At 72.6% G+C, this 16930-nt stretch carries 17 protein-coding genes; 11 read left to right on the top strand and 6 right to left on the bottom strand.

What is annotated here, in order from left to right; genetic code table 11:
- Window positions 1–318: 318 nt before the first annotated feature.
- The 6 genes from AB0F52_RS02990 to AB0F52_RS02965 all read left to right on the top strand — a co-directional run bounded on the left by AB0F52_RS02990 (window position 319) and on the right by AB0F52_RS02965 (window position 7666).
- Window positions 319–3462 carry a nitrate- and nitrite sensing domain-containing protein gene (locus AB0F52_RS02990; protein ID WP_360163915.1) on the top strand — a complete coding sequence of 1048 codons (3144 nt, stop codon included), beginning with the start codon at window positions 319–321 and terminating at the stop codon, window positions 3460–3462.
- Window positions 3463–3482: 20 nt separating this feature from the next.
- On the top strand, window positions 3483–3944 hold the full coding sequence (locus AB0F52_RS02985) for a roadblock/LC7 domain-containing protein (RefSeq protein ID WP_013230256.1): 462 nt from the start codon (window positions 3483–3485) through the stop codon (window positions 3942–3944).
- A gap of 25 nt (window positions 3945–3969) precedes the next feature.
- Window positions 3970–4749: a DUF742 domain-containing protein gene (locus AB0F52_RS02980; RefSeq protein WP_360163912.1), complete on the top strand. Its 780-nt coding sequence runs from the start codon at window positions 3970–3972 to the stop codon at window positions 4747–4749.
- Window positions 4730–5338 (top strand): ATP/GTP-binding protein, encoded by a 609-nt coding sequence (locus AB0F52_RS02975; protein WP_285986767.1) that lies wholly within the window; start codon window positions 4730–4732, stop codon window positions 5336–5338. Before AB0F52_RS02980 ends, AB0F52_RS02975 begins: the two co-directional genes overlap by 20 nt.
- A gap of 402 nt (window positions 5339–5740) precedes the next feature.
- Entirely contained in the window at window positions 5741–6157 is a 417-nt protein-coding gene (locus AB0F52_RS02970; protein WP_003085368.1) for a roadblock/LC7 domain-containing protein, read from the top strand.
- A gap of 6 nt (window positions 6158–6163) precedes the next feature.
- On the top strand, window positions 6164–7666 hold the full coding sequence (locus tag AB0F52_RS02965) for a DUF742 domain-containing protein (protein WP_360163910.1): 1503 nt from the start codon (window positions 6164–6166) through the stop codon (window positions 7664–7666).
- Here AB0F52_RS02965 and AB0F52_RS02960 read toward each other — a convergent pair.
- Window positions 7663–8235: a hypothetical protein gene (locus AB0F52_RS02960; protein ID WP_360163908.1), complete on the bottom strand. Its 573-nt coding sequence runs from the start codon at window positions 8233–8235 to the stop codon at window positions 7663–7665. The genes AB0F52_RS02965 and AB0F52_RS02960 overlap by 4 nt on opposite strands.
- 56 nt (window positions 8236–8291) lie before the next feature.
- The gene (locus tag AB0F52_RS02955) at window positions 8292–10529 is read right to left on the bottom strand and encodes a helicase-associated domain-containing protein (protein ID WP_360163906.1); all 2238 of its coding nucleotides are present in this window, start codon (window positions 10527–10529) and stop codon (window positions 8292–8294) included.
- A gap of 90 nt (window positions 10530–10619) precedes the next feature.
- Here AB0F52_RS02955 and AB0F52_RS02950 point away from each other — a divergent pair, with 90 nt between their 5' ends.
- Window positions 10620–10799 (top strand): hypothetical protein, encoded by a 180-nt coding sequence (locus AB0F52_RS02950; RefSeq protein WP_103336426.1) that lies wholly within the window; start codon window positions 10620–10622, stop codon window positions 10797–10799.
- Window positions 10800–10903: 104 nt separating this feature from the next.
- Window positions 10904–12292 (top strand): NAD-dependent malic enzyme, encoded by a 1389-nt coding sequence (locus tag AB0F52_RS02945; protein WP_360163904.1) that lies wholly within the window; start codon window positions 10904–10906, stop codon window positions 12290–12292.
- Window positions 12293–12595: 303 nt separating this feature from the next.
- On the opposite strand, the gene AB0F52_RS02940 is transcribed toward AB0F52_RS02945, so the two are convergent.
- Complete coding sequence (locus AB0F52_RS02940; RefSeq protein ID WP_360163902.1) at window positions 12596–13006, bottom strand: type II toxin-antitoxin system VapC family toxin; 411 nt, start codon at window positions 13004–13006, stop codon at window positions 12596–12598.
- Window positions 12994–13260 carry a type II toxin-antitoxin system prevent-host-death family antitoxin gene (locus tag AB0F52_RS02935; protein WP_360163900.1) on the bottom strand — a complete coding sequence of 89 codons (267 nt, stop codon included), beginning with the start codon at window positions 13258–13260 and terminating at the stop codon, window positions 12994–12996. Before AB0F52_RS02935 ends, AB0F52_RS02940 begins: the two co-directional genes overlap by 13 nt.
- Before the next feature lie 81 nt (window positions 13261–13341).
- Between AB0F52_RS02935 and moaC the strand changes: the two genes are divergently transcribed.
- Together moaC and AB0F52_RS02925 are read left to right on the top strand one after the other, a co-directional pair.
- Complete coding sequence (moaC, locus tag AB0F52_RS02930) at window positions 13342–13812, top strand: cyclic pyranopterin monophosphate synthase MoaC (RefSeq protein WP_091318516.1); 471 nt, start codon at window positions 13342–13344, stop codon at window positions 13810–13812.
- On the top strand, window positions 13809–14732 hold the full coding sequence (locus AB0F52_RS02925; protein WP_360163897.1) for a molybdenum cofactor biosynthesis protein MoaE: 924 nt from the start codon (window positions 13809–13811) through the stop codon (window positions 14730–14732). The genes moaC and AB0F52_RS02925 overlap by 4 nt, the downstream gene beginning before the upstream one ends.
- Here the strand turns inward: AB0F52_RS02925 and AB0F52_RS02920 are convergent.
- Window positions 14719–15168 carry a nitroreductase family deazaflavin-dependent oxidoreductase gene (locus AB0F52_RS02920; protein ID WP_360163895.1) on the bottom strand — a complete coding sequence of 150 codons (450 nt, stop codon included), beginning with the start codon at window positions 15166–15168 and terminating at the stop codon, window positions 14719–14721. The two genes, AB0F52_RS02925 and AB0F52_RS02920, sit on opposite strands and share 14 nt — an antisense overlap.
- Window positions 15169–15221: 53 nt before the next feature.
- Here AB0F52_RS02920 and AB0F52_RS02915 point away from each other — a divergent pair, with 53 nt between their 5' ends.
- On the top strand, window positions 15222–15677 hold the full coding sequence (locus AB0F52_RS02915; RefSeq protein WP_360163893.1) for a MarR family transcriptional regulator: 456 nt from the start codon (window positions 15222–15224) through the stop codon (window positions 15675–15677).
- 281 nt (window positions 15678–15958) lie between these two features.
- On the opposite strand, the gene AB0F52_RS02910 is transcribed toward AB0F52_RS02915, so the two are convergent.
- The gene (locus AB0F52_RS02910; protein ID WP_360163891.1) at window positions 15959–16612 is read right to left on the bottom strand and encodes a transglycosylase family protein; all 654 of its coding nucleotides are present in this window, start codon (window positions 16610–16612) and stop codon (window positions 15959–15961) included.
- Window positions 16613–16930: the final 318 nt, after the last annotated feature.

Below are 16930 nucleotides of genomic sequence, written 5' to 3'. Positions count from 1 at the left end.
TCCCACTTCGGTGTACCAGCACACACTGTGCTTTTCCTGAGAGAATCTTCCCCGCGAAGACCACTGCCTGGCCGGGCACAACCGCCGCGCCGGTGGGTTAGGCCGACCAACAGACCGATGCAGGACCAGCGCAGGGACCGACCGTGATGCTCGAGCTGAACCGATTCCGTCCGGCTGGACGGGGTTCAGGAACCCCCAGTACCGATACTGGAGACGATCTTTTCACCCGTACGGGTAGCGTCTTGCGCTGGGCTCCTACCGATGGGCCGGAGCGCCGGAACGCCGGGAGCGTGCAGACGAGTGGCTGAGGAGAACGCGATGCGCCCTGGCGGGCGCTGGACCGACCAGGGTTTCCCGAGCACGAACGATGATGGTGGAGCGGCGGTGCCGAACGAAGACGCCGCGGGGGTGGGAGGGGCCCCTGCGCAGTCGCCCGGAGCGGATCCGGGCCGGAAGACCGGGCTGTTCTCCGGCATGCGTGACTGGCGGCTGCGGTCCAAGCTGGCCGCGGTCCTGATCATCCCGACCCTCACCGCGCTCGCACTGGGTGCGGTGCGCGTGATCGACGACGCCCGCGAGGCGGCCGAGTTCCAGCGCACCGCCGACCAGGTGGCGTTCGCCGTCAAGGTCACCACAGTGGTGCACGAGCTGCAGAACGAACGCTCGCTGTCCGTGGCGCGGATCGCTTCGCAGAACCAGCTGCTGCAGACCGGGCTCGACTCGCAGATCGCCAAGGTGGACCGCGAGGTCCAGGACCTGCGCGGCGCGGCCGGCACCCTCGACTACGACGACCAGGCGACCAAGGACCGCTACACCCGCGGTCTCCAGCGCCTCGACGCCCTGCGCCCGCTGCGGGCGGCGTTCAACACCTCCAACAGCCTGCCCGACATCACGGTGCTCACCGCCTACTCGGGCGTCATCGACTCGCTCATCGAGCTCGGCCGCGAGGTGACCACTGCGGTCACCGACCGGGACGTGCTGCGCCTGGGCACGAGCACGCAGGCGGTCAGCGAGGCCAAGGAGTTCACCACCCGCTCCGACGCCGAGCTGCAGATCGCCGCGTTCCGCGGCAACTTCCCCGGCGACCTGCTGGACCAGACGCGCGCGTCGGCGTCCAGCGCGGACGCCTCCGTCGCGGCCTTCCTCGCGAACGCCGACGACGACCAGCGCCAGCTCTACAACGACACGTACTCCGGCCCGGAGGTCGACGACCGGCGCCGGATCCAGACCTCGGCGTTCTCCTTCGCCCAGCTGGGTGACCCGCCGAACATCGACACCACGGCGCTCAGCAAGGACAGCACCGTGTCGGCCGACAAGCTGCACGCGGTCGAGTCGAACCTGCTGGCCCAGCTCAAGACACGCGCCGACGACCTCGCCACGCAGAAGGTCAACTCGGCGTGGGTCGGCGGTGCCGTGGTCCTCGCGGCCCTGGCGCTCGCGGTCGCGCTGATGCTCCTCGTCGCCCGCCTGATGCTGCGCCCGCTGCGGGTGCTGCGGAAGAGCGCGCTGGACATCGCCTACACCCGGCTGCCCGAGACCGTGCAGGGGATCCTGGACGACCCGGATCCCGTCGGCGCCTCGAAGCGAGCCGTCCAGCCGGTGCCCGTCAACACCCGCGACGAGATCGGCGAGGTCGCGCGGTCGTTCGACATCGTCCACGAACAGGCCGTCAAGATGGCCGCCGAGCAGGCCCTCCTGCGCGAGAACGTCAACGGCATCTTCGTGAACCTCTCCCGGCGGTCGCAGCGGCTGGTGGAACGCCAGCTCGGCGTCATCGACCGCCTCGAGGCCGACGAGCAGGACCCGGACCACTTGGCCAGCCTGTTCGAGCTCGACCACCTCGCGACGCGGCTGCGGCGCAACGGTGAGTCCCTGCTGGTGCTCTCCGGCGCCGGCCTGGCCAAGTCGGTGCCCAAGCCGGTGCCCGCTGCCGACGTCATCGGCGCCGCGGTGTCGGAGATCGAGCAGTACGCCCGGATCGAGGTCGGCATCGTGCCCGACGTCGCGGTCCAGGGCTTGGCGATCCACGACCTCGTGCACGTCCTCGCCGAGCTGCTCGACAACGCGACCTACTTCTCCGAGCCGGAGACGAAGGTCATCGTGCGGGCCGTGGTGACCCGGCGCAAGGCGCTGGCCATCCAGGTCACCGACCACGGTGTCGGTATGAGCGAGGAGCGGCTGGCCGAGGTCAACGCGCGCCTGGCCGACCCGCCGGACCTGGACGTGTCGGTGACCCGGCGAATGGGCCTGTACGTGGTTTCGCGGCTGGCCAAGCGCCACGGCATCGAGGTCCGGCTGCGCGAGAACGAGGACATCGAGGGTGGCGTGATCGCCCGGGTCGTCGTCCCGGCCGAGCTGCTGACCCAGCTCCGCCCGGGCATGCAGCGGCAGACCCCGCCGCCGGCGAACCGCTCCGAGACGTCGATGTCGATGCCGAGCATCCCGATCCCGGCCGCGCGCTCGGACTTCGACCAGACGCAGTCGTTCGCGCAGACCCCACCGCCGCCGTCGGCACCGCCACCACCGCCCCCGGTGCACGACCCGGTGCCGAACCAGGGCGGCCTGGTGCCGCTCGACCAGCCGATCAGCCTGGACGACCTGGTCAGCGGCGGCCGCGCGGCGGGCCCGTTCCTGTCGCCGGACCTGCCGAAGCCCGAGACGCCGGCCTGGCCGACGGCCGAGGACCTGGCGCCACTGGCACCTTCGTCGAACGGCGACGGGGCGAGCTCGCGGGCCGCGGACACGCAGTTCGCGCCGCTGGTCCTGCCCAAGCGCGAGCCGAAGTTCGTGCCGCCGGAGGAGCCGCCCCCGCCGCCGCCACCCGCGAACGAGGTCGGTTCGTCGGCGCTCGAGGACGATGTACCCACCCGGCGGTTGCCGATCTACCAGTCGGTGCTGTCACGCTGGTTCAGTGAAGGTGACGACGCGGCAGCCGACCCGGTGCCGACGCAGAGCGAGGGCGAAGACCCCAACCTGCCGCCGCTCACCGGTACCGACGAGCAGCCGGCCCCACCGCCGCCGCCCGCGCCGGCCGAACCGTCCCGTGACGAGCTCCAGCCGACCGCGGCGACCCGGCACCCGCTCCTCCCGGCCGACGACGGCTGGCACAGCGCCTCCGACGACGGCTGGCAGGCGGCGCAGTCGCTGCTCGAGTCCAAGAACGAGGAGATCACCCCGGCCGGGCTGCCGAAACGCGTCCCGAACGCCTACCTGGTGCCGGGGTCGATCAACAGTCCTTCGGCCGACGCCCCGCCGCAGAACAGCTTCGCGGACAACACCGCCGGTATGCCCGGAACGGGTGCGATCACCCGCTCGGCGTCCGCGGCGCGGAGCCGGATGGCAAGCTTCCAACGGGGCTACACCTCGGGACGGCACGCCTTGAAGGAACTTCCGGCCGAAGAACAGCTGCAAGGCAGCAGGGTTCCGGGGCGTGGCAACACCACAGACAGCAGTGAGGAGTGAAAGTGACACGGGCGGGTGCAATGCAGCCGGGTGGCTCCGCGCAGCCGAACGGCCAGGCGCATGCCAAGGCGAACAATGCCGGCAGCTTCGCTTGGCTGATCACGGATTTCGTGCACCGGGTGCCCGGCGCGGCCCACGCGGTCGTGGTGTCGGCCGACGGCCTGCTCCTGGCGGCCTCGCGAGGTCTGCCGAAGGACCGGGCGGACCAGCTGGCCGCGGTGGCGTCGGGGCTGACCAGCCTCGCGCGCGGTGCGGCCAAGGTGTTCGAGGGCGGCACGGTGGCGCAGACCGTGGTCGAGATGGCCAACGGTTTCCTCTTCCTCATGTCGGTTTCCGACGGTTCGTGTCTGGCGGTGCTGGGGTCGCCGGAAAGTGACATCGGCCTGGTTGTCTACGAGATGACCTTGCTGGTGGAACGGGTCGGCCAGCAGCTGACTCCGGAGATGCGGGCGCAACTGCAGGGTTCGGCAGTTCGCCGCTGAGGACCTGGGAACCGAGGAGAGAGCCGTGGACGACGGGCGCTTGAGGGGTGAAGGGCGGCTCGGTGACGACTTCTCCGGCGGGTGGTCCGACCAATCGGACGACGGCCGGGAGGACTGGCAGTCGTTCCGGGACCGCGTCGACCGCGAGTGGCGCGCGCGGCGGGTGCAGGCCTCCGACAGCGACCCCGTGCGGGAGCCGCCGAACTGGCTGACCGACAGCAACGCCGGGCAGGAACCGATCCGGCCGATCGCCGGGGGCACCGAGTACCGCGACCGCCTGCTCGGCGGTCCGGGCGCGGAGCTGTTCGGCGGTTCGAGCGGGCCGCTGTACGACGCGCACGAGTTCGCCGCGTACAGCGCCGAGCGCGACTTCTCGTCGGGCCCGGACTCCGGGGAGCTGGCCGCGGCGCTGCCGCGGCAGGCCCACCAGGAGTACGTCGACGAGCCGCCGCCGACGGAGATGGAGACTTCGGGCCTGGTCCGGCCGTACTTCCGGACCCGGGGCCGGACGAAGGCGACGCTCGACCTGGCCATCGAGGCGTTGATCTCGACCAGCGAACAGGGCCGGATGCTCGACCGGGTCCGGGTGCCTGAGCACCGGTCGATCTGTGACCTGTGCCTCGACACCAGGTCGGTGGCCGAAGTGGCGGCGCTGCTGCGCCTGCCGCTCGGCGTGGTGCGCGTGTTGATTGGTGACGTGGCGGGCCTCGGGCTGGTGCTGGTGCACTCCAGCAGCCCGACCGTGGGCGACCGCCCGAGTATCGAGTTCATGGAAAGGGTGCTCAGTGGGCTTCGGAGAATTTGACTCCGACGCGAACGCGCCGCAGGTGACGGGTCCGACCTCGTCGGCCAAGATCGTGGTCGCCGGCGGGTTCGGTTCGGGGAAGACGACCATGGTCGGGGCGATCTCGGAGATCGACCCGTTGACCACCGAGGCCATGATGACCGAGGCGAGCGTCGGGCACGACGACACCTCGGCCACGCCGAACAAGACGACCACCACCGTGGCGATGGACTTCGGGCGCATCTCGCTGGACTCGGACCTGGTGCTGTACGTGTTCGGTACCCCGGGTCAGCACCGGTTCTGGTTCATGTGGGACGACCTCGCGGTCGGTGCCATCGGCGCGGTCGTGCTGGTCGACACGCGGCGGCTGGCCGACGCGTTCCCGTCGATCGACTTCTTCGAGAACCGGAAGCTGCCCTACGTCGTGGCCATCAACTGCTTCGACCGGCTGCTGCACCACCAGATCGAGGACGTCCGGCACGCGCTCACCATCGCGCCGTCGGTCCCGATCATGGCGTGCGACGCACGGGAGCGTGAGTCCGCGAAGCAGGTGCTGATCTCGGTCGTCCAGCACGCGATCGCGCACGATTCGGCGTTGCGCGCGGGATAGCCCATGACGCCCCGATCCGGATGCGGCCGTTGGAGTGAACTCCGCGTGCTTCACCCACTTCGGGGAGTGCTGTCACCGTCCGGAGGAGTAGCCGGGCGGGACGGTCCGGTGGCGCCGGCGACGGTGGTACCCGCGTGGGCTGGTCGCACCCGGGTTGACCTGCGCGGACAGCCCACGGGTGCGAGCCGCGGGCGACGCCCTGGTGCGTCCCCCGGATGGGGGAGGCGGGCCGGGCTGCCGCGGAACTCGGCCGGGTGCACACGTAGGGTGCGCAGCGGCCGGCCGGTGGCGGACTCGACACCACCGGCGGTGCGAATACGCTTTACCGTGGCGTCGCCGACCGGCCGTGCCGGGCGCTCCGGGGTGCGGCAGGCGACGCCGCACGAGCAAGGAGGAGCAGGAGTGACGGCTTCCGGCCAGGGCACGTTCGGCTGGCTCATCACGGACTTCGTCCGCCGGGTACCCGGTGCCGCGCACGCCGTTCTGGTGTCTGCGGACGGGTTGCTGCTGGCACCGTCGGAGGGGCTGCCCCAGGAACGTGCCGAGCAGTTGTCGGCGGTGGCGTCCGGGTTGATCAGCCTGACGGCGGGGGCCGCGCGCTGCTTCGAGGCGGGCGGTGTCAACCAGACCGTGGTGGAGATGGAGCGCGGCTACTTGTTCTTGATGTCCGTTTCGGACGGTTCTTCGCTGGCGGTGCTGGCCGCGCCGACGTGCGACATCGGCACGGTCGCCTACGAGATGACCCTGCTCGTCGAGCGGGTCGGCCAGCAGATCACCCCCGAGCTGCGCGCCCAGCTCCAGGGCGGCGTGCGTGGGTAGGGCGAGATGAGGATTTCGGGATTCGACGATCCGGACTCCAGCGGCTGGGACGCACTGCACCGCGGCACCGAGCGCGAGGGCTTCGATTCGCCCAGCAAGTTCGACATGTCGACGTTGTCGATGATCATGCCCAAGCGCAAGCCGGCCCGTCCCCAGCCGGACCCCCAGGGCTACACCGACGAGGACACCCGCGAGTGGGGCTCTTCGGACGACGACGACGAGGATTACGCGGCTCCTGCGCCGGACTTCGCGGGCGACGATGACGACGAGCCGACGGGCCGCCGGGCCAGGCGCTCACGTTCGCGGGAGCACGCCGGCGAGGACGACGTCCGCCCGGAACCCAGGGCCCTCCCCGGCCGCCGCTCGGCGGAGTACACCGGCGGCGGTTACGACCGCCGCGAGTCCGCGGGCTACCAGGGCGAGCGCTCGCCGGAGACCGGCGACGAGCCCGCCCGCCCGGCGTTCGGCGGCTACCAGGGCCGCCGCCGCTCGCCGGAATCCGGCAACGACTACGCCCGTCCGGATCCCGTGGGTTACCAGGGCCCGCGCTCGGCGGAGTCCGAAGACGACTACGCACGTCAGGACCCCGTGGGCTATCAGGGTCCGCACTCGGACTTCGGCGGCGATTACGCCCGTCCGGATCCCGTCGGCTATCAGGGCCCGCACTCGCCGGAGTTCGGCGACGGCTACCAAGGCCCGCGCTCGGCGGAGCCCGGCGACTACTCCCACCCGGACCCCCTGGGCTACCAGAGCACACACTCGCCGGTGGTGGCCGAGGACGGCTACGACCCCGTCGAGCCGGAGTGGCAGGACGGGGACAGGTCCGAGCCGGAACCCCCGCCGCTGGAGCCGGCGTGGACCCCGCCGCGGGGTGCCCGCTCGCCCGCTCCGCCGCGGCCGCCGGTCCACCCGGCCGCCCCGCGTCCGCCCGCACCCCGCCCGCCCGCGCCGCGGCCACCCGCCCCGGTGTCGCGGCCCGTGCACCCGGCCACCCCGCCCGCACCCGTGTCGCGGCAGGCGGCGCCCCCGCCCGCGTGGACCCCGCCGCCCCCCGCCGGCTGGACGCCTCCGCCGGACCCGGAGACCCGCTGGATCCCGCACCCCGAACCGTGGGAGGACCCGGCCTGGAACGAGCCGGCCCGGGTGGCGAGCCCGGTGCCCGTCGCTTCGCCGGGGTCGCGGGTCCGCCCGTACACCCGCACGGGCGGCCGCACGCGGTCGGACCACAACCTGGCGCTGGAGGCGCTGGTCTCGACGTCCGACGACGGCCGCCGCTACCGCGGGGTCCGCTCGGTCGAGCACCGCCGGATCTGCGACCTGTGCCTGGACACCCGGTCCGTGGCGGAGATCGCCGCGCACCTGCGGCTGCCCTTGGGCGTGGTGAAGGTGCTCGTCGGTGACATGGCCGACATCGGCCTGGTGCTGATCCACCAGACCGAGCTGATCCTCGGCGACCGGTCGTCCCGCGAGTTCATGGAACGCGTCCTGGCCGGCCTGCGCGCCCTCTAAGCCGGGGTGAGGTCGAGGGTCAGGGTGTTGCCCTCACCCGGCACGAACCCGTTGATCAGCGTCGTCGCCGAGCCGCAGTTCGCGAAGGCACCGATCGCGTAGGTCGATTCGAGCCGGCCGCCCTTGCCCACGGCGAAATCGTCCGAGGTCCATTCGGTGGTCACCGGCTCGGCCGTGCCGCACTCCGCGCCGACGTCGTACGGCACCCCGTTGACTCGGACGTCGGACAGCGTCACCGGCCAGGTCGCCGAGCCGGAGAAGCCGCCGGACACCGAGCCCTCGGCGTGGCCGGGGCCGAACGTGACGGTTCCGCCGACCCGGCCCACGCCCGGTACCGACCGGGTGACCTCGACCGGCGGCAGCGTGATCGTGCCGGCGAAGCGGCCCCGCCCGATGTCCACGGCGAGCTTCCCCGGCCCGAGATCGAGGTCGGCGTCCGGCTTCGCGATGTGGGTGGTGCCGGTGACGGTGTACTCGGAGTGGCCGGGCGGCGCGGCCGCCACCGCGGTTCCGGCTCCGCCCAGCACCGTTGCCGCGACCAGCGCGGTCACGCGTGTTCCCCGCTTCATGCACCACGCTTACCACCGGCCCGAAGCAGTCCGGCGGGAATTCACCGGATCCGGCGTCAGTCCTCGACCAGCGCCGCGGACGTGATGCGGTGCAGCGAGTAGCGCTCGTTGTTCTCGCCTTCGAGCACCCCGCCGCCGACGCGCACGGGCCGGACGACGCGCTGGCTCGCCGTGCCCCGGGAGTCCACGAACCCGATCCACACCTCACGGCGCTCCAGCGTCGCCCGGGACAGCAGTTCCAGCGTCGCCGACGTGTCCGCGCCGCCGCCGACCGGCGCTCGCACCGACGAGCCGCGGCGGCGGGCCGAAGCCGCGTCGCCGGCGCGGAGGTTGGAGACGATCCGGGCCGCCTGGTCCTCCGTCAGCACCGCCTGCTCACCCGGGCCGCGGCGCGCCGCCCGTGCCTTCGCCGGCAGCCGGCGGCCGCCCGGCCGGATGTCGACCACCCGGCCGTCCGGGCCCTCCGCCGCCGGGGCGAACCCGGCGCCGCGCAGCGCGGTGAGGACCTCGTGCAGCGGGTCCGGGCTGATCACGACCGTCGGCGCGATGAGCCGCAGCGCGTGCTCCGCCGCGACCGGGTGGGCCAGCACCTCGGCCAGCAGCGCTTCGTCGTCGCACCGCAGGAACGACGCCGCGACCCCGCCGCGCAGCCGGCCGTGCCGCCGGGCGACGTCGTCGATCAGGTAGCTCAGCCCCTGCGGCACCGGCGTCGCCGACTTCGACTTGAACAGCGCGTGCAGCTCGTCGGCCGTGCGGCCGGTGTCCAGCGCGCGCCGCACCGAGCCCTCGGTGATCCGGTAGACCGTGGCGTGCCCCGACGACTCGACGTCGGCGGTGGCGGCGATTTCCGCCGCCAGCTCCGGTTCCAGCGGCCCCGGCGCGACGACCGTCAGGTCGGCCTGCAGCAGCACGCGGTCCACCGGCGCGGGCAGCGCGTCCATGATCGCCTCGACCGCGGCCGGCCGGTCGTCGGCGAGCAGCGCCCGCGTCGCCGTCGTGACACCCCCGAGGCCGACGATCCCCAGCGCGCTCGCTTCGGCCATCGTCCAGCGGACGGTCTCGTCCCGCAGCCGCCCGCCCCGGCGAGGCGCTCGCCAGGCCAGCACCGCGACGAGCTCGTCGACGCTCTTCACGCCCGCGCCGCGGGGCAGGTCGGCCAGCGCGGCGAGGATCCGCCGCCGGGCGACCGGGGCCAGCGGGCGGCGGAGGTCCTCCGACAGCGGCGCGATCGGCTTGTCCTTGGCGTCGCGCCCGCCGGCCATCCCCGGCAGGCGCGGCAGCTCCAGCCACGCCTGCGCGAGCGTCATCCACCGCTGCGCGGTCGGCGACGCGAGCCACGTGTCGGTCAGCGTCGTCGGCACCCACTCGGGCACGGTCGCCTCGCTGTCCGCGACGAGCCCGGCGCCCACGGCCAGCTCGGCGAGCAGGATCGCCTGGGTGTCGTCGATCTCCAGGTCCTTGGCGAGCTTCTTCAGCTCGCGGACACCGAGGCCGCCCGACTTGAGCACCGGCGGCGGGGCCGCCGACCACGCGCGCAGCAGGGCTTCGGTGTGGCGCAGGAACTCCATCGCCTCACCGGCCGCCGCTTCGTCCAAAATGGACGGCTGGTGCGGGTGAACCGGCAGCTCGGGCTCGGTGAGCGTGCCGGGCGCGAACGCCCCGCCCCGCACCGCGATGCCGAGCTCGCGCGGCAGCTCGACGGTCTGGTCGTCCCGCCGCAGCAGCAGGCCGCGGGCGAGCAGCTTCTGCACCGGCGTCCCGGCCTTCTCGAGCGGGAGGTCCAGCCCGGCGTCCCGGGTCCGGCCGATCGGCGGGCCCGCGGCGAGGGCGGTCAGCACGCCGCGTTCGTCGTCGGGCAGTTCGGCGAGCCGCGCGCCGAGGTCCTGACCGGCCAGCGACGGCGAGGACGAGCCCAGCCCGGCGGGGAACGGCCCCAGCGCCTCCCTGGCCGAGGGCGGCACGCGCAGGGCGTCGTCCGAGCCCCAGGTCAGCGCCCGCGCGCGCAGGCGGGCCAGCGGCTCGGCGACGTCGGTGCCGATGAGCTTCGCGACGTCTTCGACCGGCACCGGATCGCGGTCGGCGCCGGCGAGCAGGCACGCTTCGAGCACGGCCAGGGTGAAGGTGTCGAGGTCCTCGCAGGCGCGCGCGACCGAGCCCGGTGTACCGGCCCGGGTGGCCAGCACCGTGCTGTCGGAGGGCGGGGGCGTCGACAGGTCGCGCCGCGTGCGGAGCAGCTCTGCGAGTGCGTCGTCGGACTCCGCACGCAGCCAGTCCGCCAAAGAGGTCGCGGGCATAGACGACCAGGATACCGGGCGGTTGTGACCGGCTGCGCGGGCTCAGGCAGACTGTCTGCGTCAGCCGAAGACCGGTGGTGGGAGGACGTTGTGGCCAAGGGTGAGAAGAAGCACAAGGGCATCGACCCGACCTGGCCGGGCGAGGACGGCGAGCACCCCGTGACCGAGCTCGCGGCCGACCGCCAGGGCGCGCTTTCGCCGTTCGGCGACCTCACGTTCCCCCTCGACACGGTGCCCTACGTGCACCCCGAGACCGAGATCAACCGCTGAGCGCATTGTTACTGGTCAGTACCGGTATCGGCCCCTCGTGAGGGCGGTCACGGGAGTAGGTTTCCTCCCGTCCCAGCCCAGCTTTCCCACACGGGGGTAGTGCCATGCCGGTTCCCGGTCCCGGATATTCGATCACCGTCCGGGTGGAGGCCCCGGCCTCGGTCACCGCGGCCGGTGACCTGACCGCCGCCGTCGGCCGCGTCGGTGGCGTGCTGACCGCGTTCGACGTCGTCGAGTCGCACTCCGACTCGATCGTGGTCGACATCAGCGCCAACGCGCTGTCGGAGAACCACGCGAGCGACATCACCCAGACGCTCGACTCGCTGCCCGGCGTCAAGGTCCGCAAGGTCTCCGACCGGACGTTCCTGATCCACCTCGGCGGCAAGATCGAGGTCACGCCCAAGGTCGCGCTCCGCAACCGTGACGACCTCTCCCGCGCCTACACCCCCGGGGTGGCCCGCGTCTGCCAGGCGATCGCCGCCAACCCCGAGGACGCGCGCCGGCTGACCATCAAGCGCAACACCGTCGCGGTGCTCACCGACGGCTCCGCGGTGCTCGGCCTCGGCAACATCGGCCCGGCCGCCGCGCTGCCGGTGATGGAGGGCAAGGCGGCGCTGTTCAAGAAGTTCGCCGACGTCGACGCGTGGCCGGTGTGCCTGGACACCCAGGACACCGAAGAGATCATCCTGATCGCGAAGGCGCTGGCCCCGGTGTACGCGGGCATCAACCTCGAGGACATCGCCGCACCCCGCTGCTTCGAGATCGAGAAGCGCCTGCGCGAGCAGCTGGACATCCCGGTGTTCCACGACGACCAGCACGGCACGGCGATCGTGGTCGTCGCGGCGCTGCGCAACGCCCTGCGCGTGGTGGGCAAGAGCATCGAGGACTGCAAGATCGTGGTCAGCGGCGTCGGCGCGGCCGGCTCGGCGATCATCCGCCTGCTGCTGCAGAAGAACCCGGGCGACATCGTCGCGGCGGACATCGACGGCATCGTCCACCCGGCGCGCGGCAACCTCGACGACAACCTGGCGTGGATCGCGTCCCACACGAACAAGCAGCAGGTCAGCGGCACCCTGCACGAGGCTTTGGCGGGCGCGGACGTGTTCATCGGGGTGTCGGCCCCCAACCTGTTCGGCGCCGAGCAGGTGGCGACGATGAACAAGGACGCGGTGGTCTTCGCCCTGGCCAACCCGGATCCGGAAGTCGACCCGATGGAGGCCCAGAAGCACGCGGCGGTGGTGGCGACGGGCCGCAGCGACTACCCGAACCAGATCAACAACGTCCTGGCGTTCCCGGGCGTGTTCCGCGGGTTGCTGGACGCGAACGCCCACAACATCGACGACTCGATGCTCCTGGCGGCGGCCGACGCGATCGCGGACGTGGTGGACAACGGGAAGCTGAACGCGTCGTTCATCGTGCCGAGCGTGTTCGACAGCGCTGTCGCGCCGGCGGTGGCCGAGGCCGTGCGGAAGGCTGTGCTCGCGGAGCGCTGAGCCTTGGCGAACGTTTCCGCGGTGGCTGCCCGGGCCCGGAAGGCCGGGCTCGCGGGGCGCTGAGTCTTGCGAACGTTTCCGCAGTGGCTGCCTGGCGATGGGCCGGCCGCTGCGGGCTCGGCGCGCGGCCCCGGCGGGACCTGCGGAACGCTTTGCTCGGGGGCGCTGCCCGACCGCAAACCAGCCCCCGGTGGTGTCCGCCCGGCGCCGGAGGGCTGCGCTCGCGGGGCGCTGGCCGACCGCGAACCAGCCCCCCGTGGTGTCCGCCCGGCCCGGCAGGCTGTGCTCGCGGAGCGCCGAGCCTCAGCTGGTTCGCGCCAGCAGCCTCACCTCGACGTCCGGCAGGTCCTCGAAGCGGGCCTGGCCGTCCGTGGTCACCAGCGTGCGGCCGGTGGCCCGGGCGGTGGCCGCGATGATCAGGTCGTGTGCGCCGCGAACCTGCCCGGTCCGCTGCAGGTGGGCCAGGAGCTCGGCGTGGTGCTCGACGACGTTCGTCGTGTAGTCGACCACCGGCGTGACGGCCAGGAACTCGGCCAAGAACGCGCTGTGCGCCGCCCGGCGGGCCGGGTTCGGGTCGAGCCGCAGGCCCACCTCGTACTCGGTGAGCACCAAAGCCGGTACGGCGACGTCGTCCTCGTCGCCGATCGCGGCCGCCGGCAACCGACGGCGGGCGGCGTCGATGAGGATGCCGGTGTCGAGGATCAGCCGCGCCACGGGTCGCCGTCCAGCGCGGCGGACGCCGTCTCACGGACCTTCGCCACGTTCTCCTCGAACCGGTCGTCGACGTCGAGCTTTCCGGCCCAGCGGTGGAACACCGCGCACACCTCGGCGCCGTTGGCGCGCGGCGCGGGCACGATCAGCGCCACCCGCCTGCCGTTGCGGGTGACGACGATCGTTTCGCCCTTCTCCGCTTCGTCGAGCACTGCGGAGAACGACCGGGAAGCTTCTGACGCTGTCAGTTCCAGCATGGGATCAGATTATCAGATTCCGGGGTTCTGAACCACGCGGCCGCGGCGTTGTTCCCCCGATGGTGGAAGTAGCCTCGGCTGGTGAGTGAACTCAGCCACGTCGACGAGACCGGCGCCGCCCGCATGGTCGACGTCTCCGGCAAGACCGCCACCGCGCGCACCGCGCTCGCGGCCGGGACCGTGCGGACCACCGCCGAGGTGCTCCGGCTGCTGGCCACCGACGGCCTCCCCAAGGGCGATGCCCTCGCCACCGCGCGCATCGCCGGGATCATGGGTGCCAAGCGGGTGCCCGAGCTGATCCCGCTGTGCCACCAGATCGCGCTGTCCGGGGTCAAGGTCGAGTTCGCACTCGGCGAGGCCGAGGTCGGCATCCGCGCGACGGCGAAGACCACCGACGTCACCGGGGTCGAGATGGAGGCGCTGACCGCGGTGGCCGTCGCCGGGCTGACGCTGCACGACATGATCAAGGCCGTCGACCCGGCGGCGACGCTGGACGAGGTCCGCCTGCTCCGCAAGGACGGCGGCAAGACCGGAACCTGGGAGCGGCCGTGAAGCGCAGCGCGCGCGTGATCGTGGCGTCCAACCGCGCCGCGAAGGGCGTCTACGAAGACAAGACCGGTCCGGTGATCGCCGCCTGGCTGGCGGACCGCGGCTACGACGTGCCGGCGCCCGTCGTCGTCGAGGACGGCGACCCGGTCGGCGTCGCGCTGCGGGCCGCGCTGGCCGACGGCGTCGCCGTGGTCCTCACCACGGGCGGGACCGGCATCTCGCCGACCGACCGCACCCCGGACGTCACCCGCGCGCTGCTGGACCACGAGCTGCCGGGCGTCGCGGACGCGATCCGCGCCGCCGGCCTGCCGAAGGTGCCCACGGCGGTGCTGTCGCGCGGCGTGGCGGGCGTGGCGGGGCGCACCCTGGTCGTGAACCTCCCCGGCTCCAGCGGCGGCGTCAGGGACGGCCTGGGCGTGCTGGACGGCATCCTGGCGCACGCCGTCGACCAGCTGGCCGGGGGTGACCACCCGCGGCCAGCCGCCGCCGCCACACCCTCGGTGCGGGTGGCGCGGGCACTGGTGACCGAGGAGACGTTGTCGGTCGAGGAGCACGCCCGCCTGGTCGAGGACGACGCCGCGGGTGCGGTGGTGACCTTCTCGGGGGTGGTCCGCGACCACGACGGCGGCAAGGGCGTCCGGGACCTGACGTACGAGGGCCACCCGAGCGCGGGCCAGGTGGTCGCGGACGTCGTCGCGGACCTGTCGGCGCGCTGGACCGGCGTCCGCGCGGTCGCCGTGAGCCACCGGCTGGGGGCGCTGACGATCGGCGACGTCGCCCTGGCGTGCGCCGTGGCGGCCGAACACCGCGGGCAGGCGTTCGCGGCGTGCTCGGAGCTCGTGGACGAGGTCAAGGCGCGGCTGCCGGTCTGGAAGCACCAGCACTTCGCCGACGGCACGGACGAGTGGGTCAACTCGCCGTGATCCGGAACGCCGCGACCCGCTGAGCGGCCGCGGCGAACTCGTCCGGGTCGGGGCCGGTGACCAGGCCCAGCCGGACGAACATGGGCACGCCGTGCGGCACCTCGCGCGGGAAGGCGCGCATCACCCGCTCGCGCTCTTCGGCGTCGGTGACCTCGGTCAGCGTGACGGCCTGCTGGCGGCGCCCGTGGGCGAGCTCGCCCCGGCCGGCGGCGCGGACGTTGCGCGCCCAGTCGCCGTCCGGCAGGCCGGCGATGACGTACCGCTCGCCGTCGACGGTCAGCGGGGAGACCGGAGTGGGCCGTGGCGCGCCCGAGCGGCGGCCCGGGACGGTCAGGACGTGCACGGTGCCCAGCCGCAGCCCCAGGCGCGTCAGGAGGCGCACGAGGCGGTTGGCGGGGCGCAGCCAGCGGGGCAGGGCCGGGCGGGTGGTCGGCACGGCAAATCCTTTCGACGATCGAAATACTTACCGGCCAAGGTAGACTCTTTCGAGTGTCGAAGCAATCACTGGTCACCGAGGCAACCCACGCGGCAGCGGCGTTCGGCGCGGCGAACGACGTGGTGGACGAGGCCGCCGCGGCGGCCTTCGGCGTGAACCGCACGGACCTGCGCATCATCGGCCTGGTGGCGGCGGCCGGAGCGGTGACGGCGGGCCGGCTGGCCACGGAGGCGAACCTGAGCCCGGCGGCGACCACGACGGCGATCCAGCGCCTGGCGAACGCGGGCCACTTGACCCGCCGGACGGACGCGGACGACCGGCGCCGGGCGGTGGTGGAGCTGACGCCGGAGGCGGCGGAGCTGCTGGAGGAGGTCTACGGCCCGATCGAGCGGGCGGGCCGGGCGCTGCTGGCCGAGTACGCGCCGGAGCAGCTGGAGCTGGTCATCGAGGTGCTGCGGAAGGGCGAGCGGATGCAGCTGGCGGCGGCGGAGCGCATTCGTACGCGCTGAGGGGCCGGCGAATCCGTGCGCGCTTCTCGCGCTGAGGCGAGTGTGGGGCCGCTGGGGTGGCCTTCCGGCCAACAAGCCGCGGGCGTGGCCTCCGGCCACGGCTGAGGTGACTGTGGGCCCGCTCCTTGGCCTCCGGCCCCCGGTTGCCAGCTTACCGGCGAGGGCCGACAGTTCCTGGCGCCCGCGAAACGCGTGAAGGGCTCCCACCGCCCGGGGGATCGGCGGTGGGAGCCCGTTCAGGTCACGGCTCGAGGCCGGACCCGCGCATCACTGCGAGATCGTCACTTGGTGGCGATCTTCTGCCCGACGAGGATCAGGTCCGCGTTCGGGATGTACTTCGCGTTCATGTCCTGCAGCTTCTGGTAGCCGCCCTGGACGTTGAACTTCTGGGCGATCTTCGACAGGGTGTCGCCCGCCACGACGGTGTAGTCACCGGCCGGGTTGGAGCTGCTCACGCCGGTCGCCGCGGGGGCGGCCGGGGCCGACGCCGGAGCCGACGCCGCCTTCTTCGGGGCGGGCGCGGTCGTGCTCTTCTTCGGGGTCACCTTCTTGGTGGTGGGGCTGCTGGCCTTGGGGGCCGCCGAACCGCTGCCGCCCTTCTTGCCACAGACCGGCCACGCACCGATGCCCTGACCCTGCAGGACGCGCTCGGCCACGGCGATCTGCTCGTCGCGGGAAGCGTTCGCCGCGCTGCCGGTGCCGCCGTAGGCCTTCCAGGTGCTCTGCGTGAACTGCAGGCCGCCGTAGTAGCCGTTGCCGGTGTTGGTGTTCCAGTTGCCGCTGCTCTCGCACTGCGCGATGGCGTCCCAGTTGGTCGCCGACGCGGGGGTCGCGGCGATCGCGAGGGGAGCGCCGACCGCAATGCCCGCGATGGCGACGCGAGCGACGGTGCGGGTGGCAGCGGACATTTTGCGGTGCTTGCCTCGGTAAGACATTTGGATGCTTCTCGGTTTCCCAGCGCCTACGAACCGGTGTGAGGGTCAGGATCGGGGTCCTGGCGCCGACCATCTCAGGCCGGCAGGCGAGTCCGACGCACGGCGCGTCTTCGTCGTCCCCTCGTCCCTGTCCGGAAATGCTTTCGCTCGGGGTATGGGTCCGGGGATCCGTCGGACAGGGCTAGGCGCTACGGATTCCCGGTCGTGCTGGTTGGTCGGGGCCAACCGAAAAGCGACGGTACGTAACGATGGCCGTGATCGGAAATTATTCGGGGCGTGACCTACGTCACAGTAACAGCACGCAACCCTGGCCGATAT

The sequence above is a fragment of the Amycolatopsis sp. NPDC024027 genome (assembly GCF_040638975.1).
Taxonomy (GTDB): domain Bacteria; phylum Actinomycetota; class Actinomycetes; order Mycobacteriales; family Pseudonocardiaceae; genus Amycolatopsis.
Note: the sequence above shows the minus strand (reverse complement) of the source record. Positions and strands in the feature narration are given on the sequence as shown.

What these genes read in the sequence shown, in the direction of transcription:
- AB0F52_RS02965 (WP_360163910.1), top strand. Translation starts at nt 6,164, where the DNA reads ATGAGGATTTCGGGATTCGACGATCCGGACTCCAGCGGCTGGGACGCA.
- AB0F52_RS02990 (WP_360163915.1), top strand. Translation starts at nt 319, where the DNA reads ATGCGCCCTGGCGGGCGCTGGACCGACCAGGGTTTCCCGAGCACGAAC.
- AB0F52_RS02910 (WP_360163891.1), bottom strand. Translation starts at nt 16,612, where the DNA reads ATGTCTTACCGAGGCAAGCACCGCAAAATGTCCGCTGCCACCCGCACC.
- AB0F52_RS02945 (WP_360163904.1), top strand. Translation starts at nt 10,904, where the DNA reads ATGCCGGTTCCCGGTCCCGGATATTCGATCACCGTCCGGGTGGAGGCC.
- AB0F52_RS02960 (WP_360163908.1), bottom strand. Translation starts at nt 8,235, where the DNA reads ATGAAGCGGGGAACACGCGTGACCGCGCTGGTCGCGGCAACGGTGCTG.
- AB0F52_RS02985 (WP_013230256.1), top strand. Translation starts at nt 3,483, where the DNA reads ATGCAGCCGGGTGGCTCCGCGCAGCCGAACGGCCAGGCGCATGCCAAG.
- AB0F52_RS02955 (WP_360163906.1), bottom strand. Translation starts at nt 10,529, where the DNA reads ATGCCCGCGACCTCTTTGGCGGACTGGCTGCGTGCGGAGTCCGACGAC.
- AB0F52_RS02935 (WP_360163900.1), bottom strand. Translation starts at nt 13,260, where the DNA reads ATGCTGGAACTGACAGCGTCAGAAGCTTCCCGGTCGTTCTCCGCAGTG.